This window comes from Lichenihabitans psoromatis (assembly GCF_004323635.1).
Classification (GTDB): Bacteria; Pseudomonadota; Alphaproteobacteria; order Rhizobiales; family Beijerinckiaceae; genus Lichenihabitans; species Lichenihabitans psoromatis.
On sequence record NZ_CP036515.1, the window covers coordinates 2,835,091 to 2,848,827 of the forward strand.

The 13,737-nt window shown below is 64.1% G+C and carries 14 protein-coding genes; 7 read left to right on the plus strand and 7 right to left on the minus strand.

Annotated features, from left to right (window positions below):
• Positions 1-14 precede the first annotated feature (14 nt).
• From EY713_RS13175 to EY713_RS13200, 6 genes are all read left to right on the plus strand, one after another.
• Positions 15-992, plus strand: a complete 978-nt coding sequence (locus tag EY713_RS13175; RefSeq protein ID WP_131115514.1) for an alpha-ketoacid dehydrogenase subunit beta — start codon at positions 15-17, stop codon at positions 990-992.
• Positions 989-2,593 (plus strand): acetoin dehydrogenase dihydrolipoyllysine-residue acetyltransferase subunit, encoded by a 1,605-nt coding sequence (locus EY713_RS22760; RefSeq protein ID WP_165491124.1) that lies wholly within the window; start codon positions 989-991, stop codon positions 2,591-2,593. The genes EY713_RS13175 and EY713_RS22760 overlap by 4 nt, the downstream gene beginning before the upstream one ends.
• Positions 2,594-2,665: 72 nt before the next feature.
• A complete protein-coding gene (locus EY713_RS13185; RefSeq protein WP_131115516.1) occupies positions 2,666-3,778 on the plus strand; it encodes a sugar ABC transporter substrate-binding protein in 1,113 nt (370 codons plus the stop codon).
• Positions 3,779-3,837: 59 nt separating this feature from the next.
• Positions 3,838-5,394 carry a sugar ABC transporter ATP-binding protein gene (locus EY713_RS13190; RefSeq protein WP_131115518.1) on the plus strand — a complete coding sequence of 519 codons (1,557 nt, stop codon included), beginning with the start codon at positions 3,838-3,840 and terminating at the stop codon, positions 5,392-5,394.
• The gene (locus EY713_RS13195; RefSeq protein WP_131115520.1) at positions 5,394-6,410 is read left to right on the plus strand and encodes an ABC transporter permease; all 1,017 of its coding nucleotides are present in this window, start codon (positions 5,394-5,396) and stop codon (positions 6,408-6,410) included. The genes EY713_RS13190 and EY713_RS13195 overlap by 1 nt, the downstream gene beginning before the upstream one ends.
• 20 nt (positions 6,411-6,430) lie before the next feature.
• Positions 6,431-7,192 (plus strand): SDR family NAD(P)-dependent oxidoreductase, encoded by a 762-nt coding sequence (locus tag EY713_RS13200; protein ID WP_131115522.1) that lies wholly within the window; start codon positions 6,431-6,433, stop codon positions 7,190-7,192.
• A 41-nt stretch (positions 7,193-7,233) separates the two neighbouring features.
• Here the strand turns inward: EY713_RS13200 and EY713_RS13205 are convergent, their stop codons facing one another.
• The 4 genes from EY713_RS13205 to EY713_RS13215 all read right to left on the minus strand — a co-directional run bounded on the left by EY713_RS13205 (position 7,234) and on the right by EY713_RS13215 (position 9,680).
• Complete coding sequence (locus EY713_RS13205) at positions 7,234-8,061, minus strand: polysaccharide deacetylase family protein (RefSeq protein WP_245572715.1); 828 nt, start codon at positions 8,059-8,061, stop codon at positions 7,234-7,236.
• A gap of 104 nt (positions 8,062-8,165) precedes the next feature.
• Positions 8,166-8,591 carry an isochorismatase family protein gene (locus EY713_RS23595; RefSeq protein ID WP_165491125.1) on the minus strand — a complete coding sequence of 142 codons (426 nt, stop codon included), beginning with the start codon at positions 8,589-8,591 and terminating at the stop codon, positions 8,166-8,168.
• Positions 8,486-8,887, minus strand: coding sequence for a cysteine hydrolase family protein (locus EY713_RS22765; RefSeq protein WP_165491126.1), 402 nt, complete (start codon positions 8,885-8,887; stop codon positions 8,486-8,488). Before EY713_RS22765 ends, EY713_RS23595 begins: the two co-directional genes overlap by 106 nt.
• 46 nt (positions 8,888-8,933) lie before the next feature.
• Complete coding sequence (locus EY713_RS13215) at positions 8,934-9,680, minus strand: SDR family NAD(P)-dependent oxidoreductase (RefSeq protein ID WP_131115528.1); 747 nt, start codon at positions 9,678-9,680, stop codon at positions 8,934-8,936.
• Between the two features lie 109 nt (positions 9,681-9,789).
• On the opposite strand from EY713_RS13215, the gene EY713_RS13220 reads away from it, so the two are divergent.
• A complete protein-coding gene (locus EY713_RS13220) occupies positions 9,790-10,824 on the plus strand; it encodes a zinc-binding dehydrogenase (protein WP_131115530.1) in 1,035 nt (344 codons plus the stop codon).
• A 46-nt stretch (positions 10,825-10,870) separates the two neighbouring features.
• Here EY713_RS13220 and EY713_RS13225 read toward each other — a convergent pair whose 3' ends face one another.
• From EY713_RS13225 to EY713_RS13235, 3 genes are read right to left on the minus strand one after another with little or no spacing between them, the layout of a single operon-like run.
• Complete coding sequence (locus EY713_RS13225; protein ID WP_131115532.1) at positions 10,871-12,028, minus strand: iron-containing alcohol dehydrogenase; 1,158 nt, start codon at positions 12,026-12,028, stop codon at positions 10,871-10,873.
• Between the two features lie 6 nt (positions 12,029-12,034).
• Complete coding sequence (locus EY713_RS13230; RefSeq protein ID WP_131115534.1) at positions 12,035-12,358, minus strand: DUF4387 domain-containing protein; 324 nt, start codon at positions 12,356-12,358, stop codon at positions 12,035-12,037.
• A gap of 2 nt (positions 12,359-12,360) precedes the next feature.
• Entirely contained in the window at positions 12,361-13,722 is a 1,362-nt protein-coding gene (locus EY713_RS13235) for an acyclic terpene utilization AtuA family protein (protein ID WP_210215269.1), read from the minus strand.
• Between the last annotated feature and the right edge of the window lie 15 nt (positions 13,723-13,737).

Genomic DNA, 13,737 nt, shown 5'->3' on the forward strand with positions numbered 1-13,737 from the left:
GGGAGAACCACGCCATGGTCCAGATCACCTATCGCGACGCCCTCCGCCAAGCCCTGCAGGACGGCATGCGGGCCGACCCCACCATCATCGTCATCGGCGAGGAAGTCGGTCTCTATGGAGGCGCTTATGGCGTCACCAAGGATTTGATCAACGAGTTCGGTGCGGAGCGGTTGCTCGATACGCCGATCAGTGAACCCGCCATCATCGGAACGGCGGTTGGGGCGGCCATGACCGGCCTGCGGCCGATCGCTGAACTCATGTATGTCGACTTCCTCGGCCTCACGATGGACCAGGTGTCCAATCAGGCCGCCAAGATCCGCTATATGTTCGGCGGCCAGATCGGTGTGCCGATGGTGCTCCGCACGCAGGGTGGCACCGGGCGCTCCGCCGGGGCCCAACATTCGCAAAGCCTCGAAGCCTGGATCATGCATACGCCCGGTCTCCGGCTCGCGATGCCGGCCACGGCCGAGGACGCCTATCATCTGCTCCGCCATGCCATGACGCTGCCGGACCCGGTGGTGTTCATCGAACACAAGGCCCTTTACACCAAGAAGGAGGAGGCCGACCTCGCCACCGCACCTGCGCCATGGGGCAAAGCCCTTGTTCGGCGCGCGGGACGAGACGTCACTATCGTGACCTATTCCCGCATGGTGCACTACGCCCTCGAGGCCGCCGTCGCCTTGCGGGAGCAGGGCATCGAAGCCGAGGTGATCGACCTTCGGACCCTGAATCCGCTCGATATGGACACGGTGGTGGCGTCGGTGAATCGCACCGGTCGGGCCGTGGCTCTGAGCGAGGGCTATCTGACGGCGGGTGTTGCGGCGGAGCTGGCGGCACGCATCACCGAAGAATGTTTCGACTACCTCGAAGACCCCGTGCTGCGGATCGCCGGCGAGGACATTCCCATCCCGGTGTCGCCCGCTCTTGAAGCCGGCGCCATCCCGTCCGTTCAACTGATCGTTGATAGCGTCGCCCGCATGGTGCGTCGATGACCGCAGTGCTGACCATGCCGCGCATGGGCGAGACGATGGAAAGCGGGCGGGTCGCGACGTGGCTGAAGAAGCCTGGCGATAGTTTCAAACGCGGCGAAACCATTCTCGAAATCGAGACCGATAAGGTGACGGTTGAGATGCCGGCGCTGGACGATGGGCGGCTGGTCGAAATCATCGCGGCGGAGGGCACGGAGGTTGCGGTCGGGGCCGCACTCGGGCGCTACGATCAGACGAAGGCCGGTGCCTTGGCGCCCACATCTCGCCCACCGGAGCCGGCTCCGGTGCTTCCGACCCTGACCGCGACGCCTCTGACTCTTCCGCGCATGGGTGAGACCATGGAGGAGGGCCGGATCGTCGCCTGGTTGAAGCAGCCGGGGCAGACGTTCAAACGAGGCGAGGTCCTCGTCGAGATCGAAACCGATAAGACAACCGTGGAAGTGCCGGCCCTTGACGATGGCCAACTGCTGGACATCATCGCGCAAGCCGGTGCGTCCGTCGCGGTCGGCGAGCCGATCGGCCATTATGCCCCCGTCGGCGGCCCCGCCGCGCTAACGGTCCCCGACTCCAGTCCGCCGCAGCCGCCAACAGGCACGTCCCTCGCGGCTGCGCCTTCAGCCGGGTCGGACGCGGCGCGCGAGGTCGTCGGGCAGGCGTCTCCCGTAAATGCCGGCAGCCGCCTGCGCGCGACCCCGCTCGCACGCCGTCTGGCACGCAACGGCGGCCTCGACCTTCGGACCCTGACGGGCAGTGGCCGACGCGGTCGCATCGAGAAGCGCGATATCGAGGCTGTTCTCGCAGGTCGCGAGGCTGGGCCAGCGCTCAAAGGCGAGACGTCGACGCCGGGCGTCCTGTTCCTCGATCTGCCCGACGGTCGTCTTGCCTATCGGGATTGGGCGCCGGCTGGCGCGGCACGCGGCACGGTGCTGTTCCTGCACGGCTTCAGCGCCGACGGTGCGACCTGGGCGGGGTTCGCGTCCATCCTGAGCCGGCAGGGTTTGCGCGTTGTCGCACCCGATCTCCCCAGCCATGGCGCCACCACGATCGAGGCCGAAACGCCGAACACCATGGCGGCCCCCGTGCTGGCCTTGATCGATGCTTTGGCACTGCAGGATTGCCATGTCGTCGGCCATTCGATGGGCGCCGCGGTGGCGGTCATGGCGGCCGCCGAGGGTCTTGTTCCGGCCCGGATGACGCTGATCGCGCCGGCCGGTCTCGGCAGCGAGATCGACGCGGATTTCGTCACCGGCATGGCCCATGCCCGCACGTCCGGCGCCTTGTCGCATCTGCTGCGTCGCCTGGCCCGGCGCGTTCCGCCGATGTCCCGGTCGCAGTTGGATCGACTGGTCGCCGACGTCGCCCGTGGGCGGCTCAAGCGGCTCGCCGAAAGCCTCGTCGAAGACGGACGTCAGGCGATCGACATCCTGTCCGAGCTGCGCGCACTCAAAGGTCAGGTCCGGATCGTCTGGGGCGTCGAGGACCGGATCATTCCCTGGACCCAGGTGACCGAGGTTCCGAGCGTCATCCCGATCCATCTCATCACCGGCGCGGGGCACATGCCGCACTGGGACAATCCGCAAGATTTGGCCGCGCTGTTCACCTGACGGCGCGACCCCACGAGCAGATCCTGGAGCATACCGGGGCGCACAATAAAACAACCCTTGAAGGAGGAAACGATGACAGACGATATGGAGCCGCGAGGACAGACGCGGCGCAGCCTGCTTGGCGGATTTGGTCTTGCCGGGGCCGCAAGCATCATGGGCGGCGCGCAACTCGCCCAATTCACGCTGGGCAGCACCCCAGCGTTCGCACAACAAGGCGGAAAGCCACTATCGGTCGCGGTGGTGGCCCAGCAGATGGCGGCTCAATCCGACCAGCGATCCTGGGACGGCCTGCAGCAGTGGCTGAAGACCACCGGGCTCGACAAGACCTGGAAGATCACCCAGACCGATGCCAAAGGCGACCCCGGCCAGTTGGTCAGCCAGATCGAGGATGCCATCACGGCGAAAGCCGATGCGATCCTGGTGCTCTACGGCACGCTCACGGCCGCCCATAGCGCGCTCGACGATCTGGCTAAATCGAAGATCCCGTTTTTCAGCCTCGACTCCGGTTGGCAATCGCCCGCCATCGCCGACATCACCAGCAACAACTTCGTGATGGGGTCGCAGACCTCGCAATATATGGTCGATAACCTGCTCTCGAAGGGCAAGGACAAGGCCAACATCTGCGCCGTCATCGCCAATTTCCACCACGGGACACGCAAGCGCGGCAAGGTCATGAAGTCCGTGCTGTCGGAGAACGAGTGGATCTCGCTGAAGAACGAGCGGGTGATCCAATATAGCGGCTTCTACGAAACCACGCAGAACACCGTGAACGACTGGTTGACCACCTACGGCAACGATCTCGACGCGATCTGGTGCCCGTGGGACGAACCCGCCATGGCGGCCGCCGAGGTGATCGTGTCACGCGGCATGCAGGATCGGGTCTTCGTGGTCGGAGCCGACGGACATCCGACCGCTGTGGATCGGATGCGGAAGCCGGATTATCCGCTGGTCGCGACTGTCGCCCAGGCCTTCGAGATCTGGGGTGCCTACTCGGGATGGCTCATCAACGAGATCGTCGGCAAGGGCCGCAATGCCAAGGAGGTCGTCCCCGTCCCGACGGTGGAGTTCCCGGCGCCTTTGCTGGTGAAAGGCGTCAATCTGCCCGAGGCCGGTAAGCCGACCTGGGACGCGACGGATCTTTACTACATCTACCGCGATCGCGCCCTGAAGGGCATGCGCGGCTGAGGCGCATCGGTGACACGAGGCAGAAGCTTCCTGGCACCGATCCACGACAAGCAGTGCGGATGGATGAGCCATCCGCACCAATGATCATCGAGGAAACCACCATGAACGGCCATCTGCCGACAGAGCCACGCCTGAGGGCGCGCGCCATCGGCAAGACATTCGGGGGAACGGTGGCGCTCAGGGGCGTCGACCTCGACGTCATGCGCGGCGAGATGCTGGCGCTCGTGGGTGCGAATGGCGCCGGCAAATCGACGCTCGTGAAGATCATCTGCGGGGCTTACAGCACGGACGAAGGCGACCTCCAGGTGGATGGCCGCCCGGTCGCGTTTGCGTCGGTCGGCGACGCGCTGGCGGCCGGTATCGCCGTGGCTCACCAGCAGGTCGCCATCATCCCGACTTTGACGGCCGCCGAGAACATCATGTTGGGGCAGGAGCCCCGTCGGTTCGGGCTGATCCAGAATGGCCGACTCAACGCCGAGGCGCGCGCGTTGGCCGAGCGGTTCGGCGTCGACATTCCGCTCGATCGGGAATGCGGCGACCTTGGCATCGGCGAAAATAAGATCCTCGATATCCTGAAGGCGCTGAAGAGCGATCCGGCGCTGTTGATCCTCGACGAGCCGACGGCTTCGCTCACGCTCAACGAGAGCCGCAAGCTGTTTGGCTTCCTGCGCGACCTGAAGGCCAACGGGCTCGCGATCCTCTTCATTTCCCATCACATCAACGAAATCTTCGAGAATTGTGACCGGGTGGCGGTCCTGAAGGACGGCATCAAGGTTCATGACGGGGCCGTGAACGACACGACTCCTGACGCGGTCATCCGCCTGATGGTCGGGCGCGCCATCGAGGACGGAGACTGGATCAGCCACGCCGTCGCGGGCGAGGTCTCGGTGCGGCTCACGGACGTGACGATCGGCTCGCTTCAGGTGCCTGACTTGACCGTCCATCGGGGTGAGGTGGTCGGCATCGCAGGCGTGCTCGGCGCCGGGCAGACCGACCTGATCGAAGCCATGGCGGGTGGTCGACCCACGCCCGGTGGCGGCCGGATCACGCTGAACGGCCTCGAACGCCTGCCGCGCAACGTCGACGAAGCGACCGAGCAGGGGATCTACCTCATCGCCGACAATCGGCTCAAGAAGGCGCTGTTTCCGGGTCTCACGATCGAGGAGAACCTGATGACGGGGTCGCTCGACCACGTGAGCCGGTTCGGCTTCATGCGCGATCGCGAGACGCTTGCGTCCGCCGAACACGTCATCGGCCAGCTTGGCGTGAAATGCAGCGGGCCCGCGCAAGATATCCTGCAATTGTCCGGCGGCAACCAACAGAAGGTCGCGTTCGGGCGGTGGCTCGTCCGGATGGCGCGTGGGCCCGCCGCGGTGCCGCCGTTGCTGCTGCTCGATAACCCCACGGAGGGGGTCGATGTCGGCAGCAAGGCCGAGCTCTATGCGCTGATCCGAGGCTTCGCCAAGCAGGGCGCCTCCGTGGTCATCGCCAGCGCGGAATTCGGCGAGCTGCTGAAGCTCTGCGACCGCATCTATTGCATCACCGACGACCGGCTGAGCTCCTGCCTCGACCGCGCCGACTTTTCTGAAGAACGACTGCTCTTGGAGGTAAACTGATGGTGGCCACGGATCGAGGATCGGCGCCGACGTCCGGCAATGCATCTCGAGCGCTGCGCGGCAGTCGGCTGGACTGGAGCGCCATCGCGGCCCGGTACGGAACCGTGGCGGCCGCACTCGTCATTTTCGTGACGTTCGCGCTGGCGAGCGATCGTTTTTTGTCGGTCGGTAACATCAGCAACATCCTGGTTCAGATCTCGGTGCTGATGATCGTCTCGTCCGGGCTAACCTTCGCGGTCGCGAGCGGCGAATTCGATCTGTCGGTCGGCCAGGTCGCCAGCTTGTCCGGCGTACTTGTGGCGGGTCTGATGATCTGGGCCGGATTGCCGGTCGCGGTCGCGATTCTCCTCTCGATCCTGGCCGGCGCCGCCATCGGCGTCGTCAACGGTCTGCTGGTGACGCGTCTGCGGATTCCCTCGCTGATCGCGACACTCGCCATGGGGCCGATCGCGCTCGGGCTGAACTATGCTTATACGAACGGCGATTCCATCTACGCCAGCATGCCCCCGAGCTTCTATTATATCGCAACCGGCAAGATCTTCGGCATCGTGCCGGTTCCGGTCATCATCGCGCTGCTGGTGGTCGGCATCTTCTACGTGCTGCTCAACAAGACGAGGCTCGGCCGCGGTGTGGTGGCGACGGGAGCCAATATCCAGGCCGCACGCCTCTCGGGCATTCGGGTCAACCGCTATCGGCTCATCGCCCTCGCGTTCTCCGGGCTCGGGGCAGCGATGGGCGGCGTGATGCTGACGGCGCGGCTCGGCACGGGACAGTCGGGAGCGGGCGACGCCTACCTGCTCGACAGCCTCACGGCGGTGTTCCTCGGCATGACCGCGTTCAAGCCGGGGCGAGCCACCGTGCAGGGGACGCTGGTCGGGGTCGTGATCATCGGCATGCTCGACAACGGGCTCAACCTGCTTGGCGCACCCTTCTACCTGCAGAATGAAGTGCGCGGGTTGGTCATGATCGCAGCCGTCAGTCTCGCCGTGATGCGGGCCGAAATCAGGTTCTTTTGACCATCGAGAAGGAGAGCGTCATGACGGCAGCATCGAACGGGCGCGTCGCGCTCGTCACCGGATCGAGCCGTGGGATCGGGCGTGCGATCGCGCTCGGCCTGGCGGACGCCGGGTTCGACCTCGTGCTCAACGACCTGGCTCGGCAGAGCGAGGCGCTGGCCGAGGTCAAAAGCGCGATCGAGATGCGCGGCCGGCAGGCCGTCGTGGTCTATGCGGACGTCAGCCGGAAAGCTGAGGTCACTGCAATGGTGGCCGACGCCATCGCGGCCGTCGGCCATATCGACGCAGTGGTCAACAACGCCGGTATCCTGATCTCGAACGCGGTCGACGACCTCGAAGAGGAGCAGTGGGATTCCGTGCTCGACGTCAACGCGAAGGGCACGTTCCTGGTCGTACAAGCCCTGCTGCCGCACATGCGCGCGCGCCGCTACGGCCGCATCGTCAACATCGCGTCGATCGGCGGCAAGCATGGCGCGCAGATGCAGGCTCATTACTCGGCCTCGAAGGCCGCCGTCATGGGGTTTACCCGCGTGTTGGCTCAGGAGGTCGGTGCTGACGGCATCACGGCCAACTGCCTCTGCCCCGGCATCATCGTGACCGACATGGGCCGCACCAATCTCTCGGATGCGGCCAATGTGGCGAAGTGGGAAGGCATCACGGCGCTACGCCGCCTTGGCCAACCGGAAGATGTGGCTGGGCCGGCGGTCTTCTTGGCCTCCGACGCCTCGGCTTTCGTGACCGGACAGTCGCTGAATGTCTGCGGCGGCATCGTGCTGAGTTGATCGAGGCGGCACGTGGCGTTCGCTCGAGATGAGTGTGGCGATTACATCGCCGGATGGGTCGCTTTCCACCACCGCGCGATTTCAATCCGCTGCATGAATTCGGCGCCGCCTTTTGCGCCGACATAGTCGAGAAACTCGCGCAGGGCGTGGATCCGGCTTGCCTGACCGATGATACGCGGGTGCAGGCCGATCGACATCAGGCGTGGATGCTCCTCGCCTTCCTCGTGCAGCAGGTCGAAGCCGCGTTTCAGGTTGTCGAGATAGTCCGACGGCGAGCCATAGCTCGGCACCAGGCTGAAGCGAGCATCGTTATAGGTGGCACTGTAGGGAACAACGAGTTGCCGGTGAGCGCCGACCTTGGCGTAGTAAGGGAAGTCGTCGTTGTAGGCGTCCGAATCATATTCGAAGCCGCCCTCTTCGATCAGGAGCTCGCGCGTGTGGACGGAGGCGCCGTAGCGGCAATACCAGCCAAGCGGACGCTGGCCACATGTCTCGGTGATCGATGCGACCGCACGCCGAATATGCTCCGCTTCCTCGTCGCGGCTCAGTGTCCAGACTTCCTCCCAGCGCCAGCCATGCGAGCAGGCTTCATGCCCGGCCTCGCGGATCCACGCCGCCACCTCGCGATTACGTTCCAGCGCGACGGCTGCCGCAAAAAATGTGACCGGGATTTTATACTGTGTGAACAACCGCTCCAGCCGCCAGATCCCGGCGCGCGAGCCGTATTCGTAGACCGACTCTGCGCAGAGGTCGCGATAACGCGGATCCATGGCGTAGATGGACTCGGTCATGCCATCGTTACGTCCGTCCCCGTTCGGATGGGCGTTTTCCGATCCTTCCTCGTAGTTGATCACGATGCTGATCGCCACGCGTCCGCCGTTCGGCAGCGGCACGCGCGGGGCGGAGCGCCCATAACCGACGAAATCGCGCTCGGGGCCCGGGACCGGAGTTCCGACAAACGGCTCGAAGCTGCTCACGAACGGTCCTCGCGTGTTGTGCCGATCCTTTCGAGATAGGCCAGCACGTCGTCACAGGGCATCACGTCACCGCAAAAACGGTTCATGTCAAAGAGGCTGATCCGGTGGCTGATGTCGATGCGGTCGAAGACTGCCTCTTCGGGGATGATGGTGAAGAAGTTATGCTGCTCGCTGTCGATGGCGGTTGCTCGGACGCAATTGCTGGTCGAGCCTCCCGTGACAATCACAGTATCGATCTGCTTATCGATCAGCAGCGAGAGAAGGGGCGTACCGAAGAATGCGCTTTTTTTCTTCTTGTCGAGGACGATCTCGCCCTTTAGCGGGCGCAGCGGCGTGACGATCTCGGCACCAAAAGTCCATCGAAATAGAGGTTCTCGCCGCGTCCGATCCCGGCGCCCACCTTGCGGTGGAACATGCCACAATCGTCGGCGTCGGGGTTGACGATGAAGCGGGTCTGAAACACGGGAACGCCATGGCGACGCGCGGAGGTTTGCAGAGCAGCGATCCATTCAACGGCGGCAAAACCAACCTCGCCGCAGGCAAGCGGGAAATGCGCTGCATTATCGCTCGCGCCCGGAATACCGGTCATATAATTTTGGGCGTCGACGATCAGGAGGGCCGGTCGCTTGCCGAAGCCGGCCGTCTGACCCCATTTTCCGCGGCGAATGACCTCGCGGTCGCTGTCACTGAGGATGTCCTGCCAACTGTCGGAAGTCATAGGCTCGTCTCCGCTTCAATCTTTTTTTGGCCCGTGCGTTCGACGCTTAAGCCATGTGGTCGCCGCCGTTCATGTTCAGGCAGGCACCGACGAAGTACGCGCCCGCATAGCTCGCCAAGAGCATGACGGCCGGCGCAACTTCGTCGACAGTGCCGAAGCGTTTGATCGGTAAGCCGGCGACCTTTGCGGCGACCCACTCGGGCGGTAGCGTATCTTTGATTGGGGTATCGATCGGGCCGGGCGCGATCGCATTGACCGTGATGTTGTCGTCGATCACTTCGTAGGCCAGAGCGCGTGTGAAGCCGAGGACCCCGGCCTTCGTGGCACAATAATGGACCATTGCCGGCGCCCCCTTGTAGCCGCTCTGCGAGGCGGTGTTGATGATCCGCCCCCAGCGCTTGCGCTGCATGGCCGGGAGGACCGCCTTCGTGCAGACGAATAAGCTTCTCAGATTGACCCGCATCATCTCGTCCCAGACCTCAGCCGACATGTCGACGAGCGGGACGGCATTGTCGATGCCAGCATTGTTGAAGAGGATGTCGATGTCGCCAAACGCCTCGACGATCGTCGCGAAAGCGGTTTCGACCGCGGGCTCGTCGGCGACATCCGCGACCGCTGCGAGTGCCCTCAACCCTCTGCCGCACAAGTCGGCTGCGACGCGCTCGGCGTTCGCACGGTTCCAGTCGACCACGCCGACGGCGGCGCCCGCCTCGGCGAGCGCGATCGCCACCGCCTTGCCGATTCCGCTGCCGCCGCCCGTGACCACAGCAACCCGCGTTGTGAACTCAGACATCCCAGCCCTCGCAACCCTTCACGTCTGCAGATGAGCCTATACGTCAGATTTAAAACTGTCTACAGAAGACAAAGAAGCGACCCTGAGGGCGCGGGAGCGGAGAGAGCCGATGAAAGCGATTGTGTTGCGGGAGCACGGAGGGCTCGAACAGCTTCGTTATGAAACGGTGGCGGATCCTGTCGTGACCGGAAACACGGTCGTTGTTCAAATCCGAGCCTCCGGGTTGAATCATTGCGACATCGATGTGCGGAACGGCACATTTGGGGTCGAGCAGAAACTCCCGCATGTCATGGGCGTCGATGCGGCCGGCGAGGTCGTCGCGATTGGTCACAACGTGAGCCTCTGGAAAGTGGGCGATCGGGTGGCGCCGCATTTTGTGGTGTCCTGCGGACATTGCGCTCACTGCCGAAGTGGGCGGGAAAACATCTGCGAGAATGCCGACATCCTTGGCGTAACGGTCTGGGGCGGTTACGCCGAAAAGCTGATGGTGCCGGAAAGCAATCTCATCGCGCTCCCGGACAGTGTCTCGTTCATCGACGCGGCCGCCTCCATGGTCCCGTTCGCCACGGCGTGGGAAGCACTCATCACGACGGCGCGCCTGCAGGCCGGTGAGACAGTGCTGATCAATGCGGCCGGCGGCGGAGTTGGCTCCCATGCGGTTCAGATCGCTCGATTGGCCGGCGCGCGCGTGATCGCCTCGGTCGGGGCCGACGACAAGATCGACAAGGTGATGGCGCTCGGGGCGGACGCCGTCATCAACTATCGCAAGGAAACACTCGTCGACGGCGTGCAGCGCTTGACGAGCGGCAGAGGCGTCGATGTCGTCCTGGACGGGGTCGGCGGCGACATCCTCAAGCAGAGCCTCAAAGCTCTTGCTGATGGCGGCAGGCTCGCGTCCATCGGCGCGCAAGGCGGCGAGATCGTCGATATCGACATGATCGAGTTCTTCCGCAAGCACATCACGCTTCTCGGTTGCGGGCGTTCGACGCGCGAGATCGCCGCCACGGTCCTCGGACTTATGGCAGCGGGGCGGCTCAAGGCCGTCCTCCAGGGCACGTTCCCCCTGGCGAAGGCGGCGGACGCGCAGGCGCTAATGGAGAGCCGCAACTTCTTCGGCCGGATCGTCCTGCAACCGGAGGCGTGAGCCTCGATGCCGATGCGCTTGAAACCGCATCGGCAACATATTTCGCTCAGAGAGCCGCCCGGTAAATCGCGCGTGCGTCGTTATAGGTCATGTTTCTGGGATTATTCTGGAGCAGTCGCGTCTGCGCCATGGCATCATTCGCCAGATCATTCACGTCGGCCGCCACAATGCCAACCTCACCCAGTGTGGAGGGTATGGCGGTGTCGCGCATCAGGCCAGCCAGGCCATCGATGAACCCGTCCACCTGCTCGGCCTGGCCAAGCCCCGCCAAATGCGGGAACGCGAAAGGCGCAAGCGCGGCGTAACCAGGCGCGCAGGCGCTGCGGTTGAATCGCATCACATGGAGAAGCACCACCGCATTCGACATGCCATGCGGCACGCCGAAGCGGCTACCGACCGGATAGGCGAGCGCATGGACCGCGCCGACCGGCGAGTTGGCGAATGCTTGTCCGGCTAGCATCGCGCCCAGCAGCATCGCACCCCGCGCCTCTACGTCTGCTCCGTGATCCACGGCACGCCGCAAATTCGAGGCGAGCAGGCGGATGGCTGTTTCGGACAACATCCGCGACAGTGGATTATTGCGGGGGCTGATGGACGTATAGGCCTCGATCGCATGGACCATGGCGTCGAGCCCAGTCGCCGCCGTAATCGCTTTCGGTAGTCCGATCGTCACGAAAGGATCGAGGAGGGCGACATCGGGGATGATGAGGCGGGACGACACGCCCATCTTCTGGTGGTGACCCGTCGTCACGATCGCGATCGGCGTCACCTCCGACCCCGTTCCGGCGGTCGTCGGCACGAGCATCAAAGGAAGGCGTTTCCCAACGGCTTTGTCGACGCCGTAAAGCGCCTCCAGCGGCTGTGATCCTGGCGAGATCAGCGCTGCCAGTTTGGCAACGTCCATCGAGGAGCCGCCGCCGAGCCCGATGATTCCCTCGACCCGTGCCTCGCGTGCCATATCGGCCGCTGCCTGAACGATGCTGGCGGCCGGATCGGCTGTTACCGCATCGAAAACAACCGGCGCGACGCCGGCGGCTTCCAGGCTCTTCAGCGCATCAGTCACGATCGCGCTGGACGCGAGCCCCCGATCGGTGACGATCAAGATGCGGCGCCCGATGCGGTCGGCCGCCAGTGTGCCGATCCGCTTCAGGGCGCCAGCCTCGCAGATAATGGTCGGGACCGTGTCGAAGGTAAAACCGTCCATGTGCCCTCAGGCTAGAGCGTTGATCGGGATGTCGATATCCAGCAGCGGTGCATGCTGCTGCGCGCCGTAGACGTCGGTGTCGCCAAAATCGCCCGCCGGGATCTTGCGCGGTACAGTCGCTTTGAACGCCATGGCAGCATCGTAAATCGTGAACTGCACCTGGTCCAAGTCGACCTTGTAGAGCTTCGCAAAGAGTTCGGCGTTGATGACGCCTGTCGCCTTCACGTCGCGAAACATGGCGGCGTCTTCAAAGACGACGTCGATGGTGAAATGGAATGGTCCGGCGTTCTTGCTCTTGCAGACCTGGGCGATGCTGCCGATGCGGGCCATTGTCAAACCGTCTCGTAGGTAATGGGAAAGAGTTCCGTCGGCGACATGGCCTCGACCGTGTGAAACACGTTGAACCGGTACATCGGGCCGACGTCGATGTCCGACGGCGAGAACGGAATGGCCATATTTCCTTCCTTGCAGAGGCGCCCAGCAAAATCCGAATGCAGCATCGTGAGCCGCGCCATGCCGATCACGGCCGCCGCCTGTTCCTGCGTCTCGCAAACAGCCTCCACCACAAAGCACAGCTCGTGGGCCGGCGTGTTCGCAAGGGGTTCGAGATCGCCCATGACGCCGTTCAGGCCGTAGCTGCGGATGATCAGGCGATAGGCCTCCGGTGCGATGCCGAAGGCGGCCGACTTGTCGGCCACGACCTCACGGACTTTGGCGAGATACGGCTCGATATTGGCGATCAGGACCGGATCGCGTGTGGCGCAGATGGTGATCGATCGAAACCCGGCAAGTTCGACGCCTTCAAGCTTTATGGTCAGGCGCTCTGCCGGCTCCCATCGCATACCGGAAATGCGAACGGCGCGATCGGAGACGGCATCGAAGCGACAAGCGGACGTATCGAGGATGCCGCCCGGTTCGATATGCCGAATGGGGCTGGAATTTTCATGCAGCGCGAAATTGGCGACCGACAAGGGCGTGCAGCGCCGGATGGGATTGGTCGGCTCACATTCGACATATCCGTCGCCGACCGTGACGAACAGGCAATCCTCTTTCTTGGGAAGCGCTGGTTCCGCGCCGCATTCCAGCATCTTGCCAGCGTACCAAGCCTCGGCATGCCCCAAGCCGCCGCGCAAAACAGCGGCCGCCCATGGTGCCGGGTCGGTACTGCGTCCAGCGATGATGACCTGTGCGCCGGCATCGAGCGCGGCGCGATAGGGTTCCGGGCCCATCAGCCCGACAATACGGGTTGATGCTTCGATTGTCCGGCGCGTCAGAGGAGGCAGGCCTGCCAGGGGCTTGGTCTGACCGGCTTCGGCTCGCGTCGCGAGCAGTTCCTTATCCTGTTCCGAACCAATCAACGCCATCTTGAAGCCGAGCTTGTCTTCCGCCGCGATCTCGCGTGCGATCGCTGCTGTCGCCTCGAGATGCGGCTGCCCGCCGGCGCCGCCCGCCGTGCTGATCACGACGGGGACGCCATGGTCCGAAGCGGCGCGCAGCATGAGTTGCAGGTCGCGTTTGACGGCGCGCGGAGAGGTGAAGCCTTTTCCCGAGCCGAGATAGTAAGGGCCCGGGTCGACGCTGCCCGCATCTGCGCCGATGAGGTCAGGACGGCGCGCCATCCCGCGCGTGAGGGACTCAGCCGGAAATCCATAACCGAGGATAGCGGTCGTCGAAAGCAGGCGAACTTCGGCCAAACGGCTTACTCCACG

Coding starts and splice junctions, on each gene's coding strand:
- EY713_RS13225 (WP_131115532.1), bottom strand. CDS start 12,028: ATGGACGGTTTTACCTTCGACACGGTCCCGACCATTATCTGCGAGGCT.
- EY713_RS13195 (WP_131115520.1), top strand. CDS start 5,394: ATGGTGGCCACGGATCGAGGATCGGCGCCGACGTCCGGCAATGCATCT.
- EY713_RS13190 (WP_131115518.1), top strand. CDS start 3,838: ATGGATGAGCCATCCGCACCAATGATCATCGAGGAAACCACCATGAAC.
- EY713_RS13185 (WP_131115516.1), top strand. CDS start 2,666: ATGACAGACGATATGGAGCCGCGAGGACAGACGCGGCGCAGCCTGCTT.
- EY713_RS13200 (WP_131115522.1), top strand. CDS start 6,431: ATGACGGCAGCATCGAACGGGCGCGTCGCGCTCGTCACCGGATCGAGC.
- EY713_RS13230 (WP_131115534.1), bottom strand. CDS start 12,358: ATGGCCCGCATCGGCAGCATCGCCCAGGTCTGCAAGAGCAAGAACGCC.
- EY713_RS13175 (WP_131115514.1), top strand. CDS start 15: ATGGTCCAGATCACCTATCGCGACGCCCTCCGCCAAGCCCTGCAGGAC.
- EY713_RS13220 (WP_131115530.1), top strand. CDS start 9,790: ATGAAAGCGATTGTGTTGCGGGAGCACGGAGGGCTCGAACAGCTTCGT.
- EY713_RS13215 (WP_131115528.1), bottom strand. CDS start 9,680: ATGTCTGAGTTCACAACGCGGGTTGCTGTGGTCACGGGCGGCGGCAGC.
- EY713_RS22760 (WP_165491124.1), top strand. CDS start 989: ATGACCGCAGTGCTGACCATGCCGCGCATGGGCGAGACGATGGAAAGC.
- EY713_RS22765 (WP_165491126.1), bottom strand. CDS start 8,887: ATGACTTCCGACAGTTGGCAGGACATCCTCAGTGACAGCGACCGCGAG.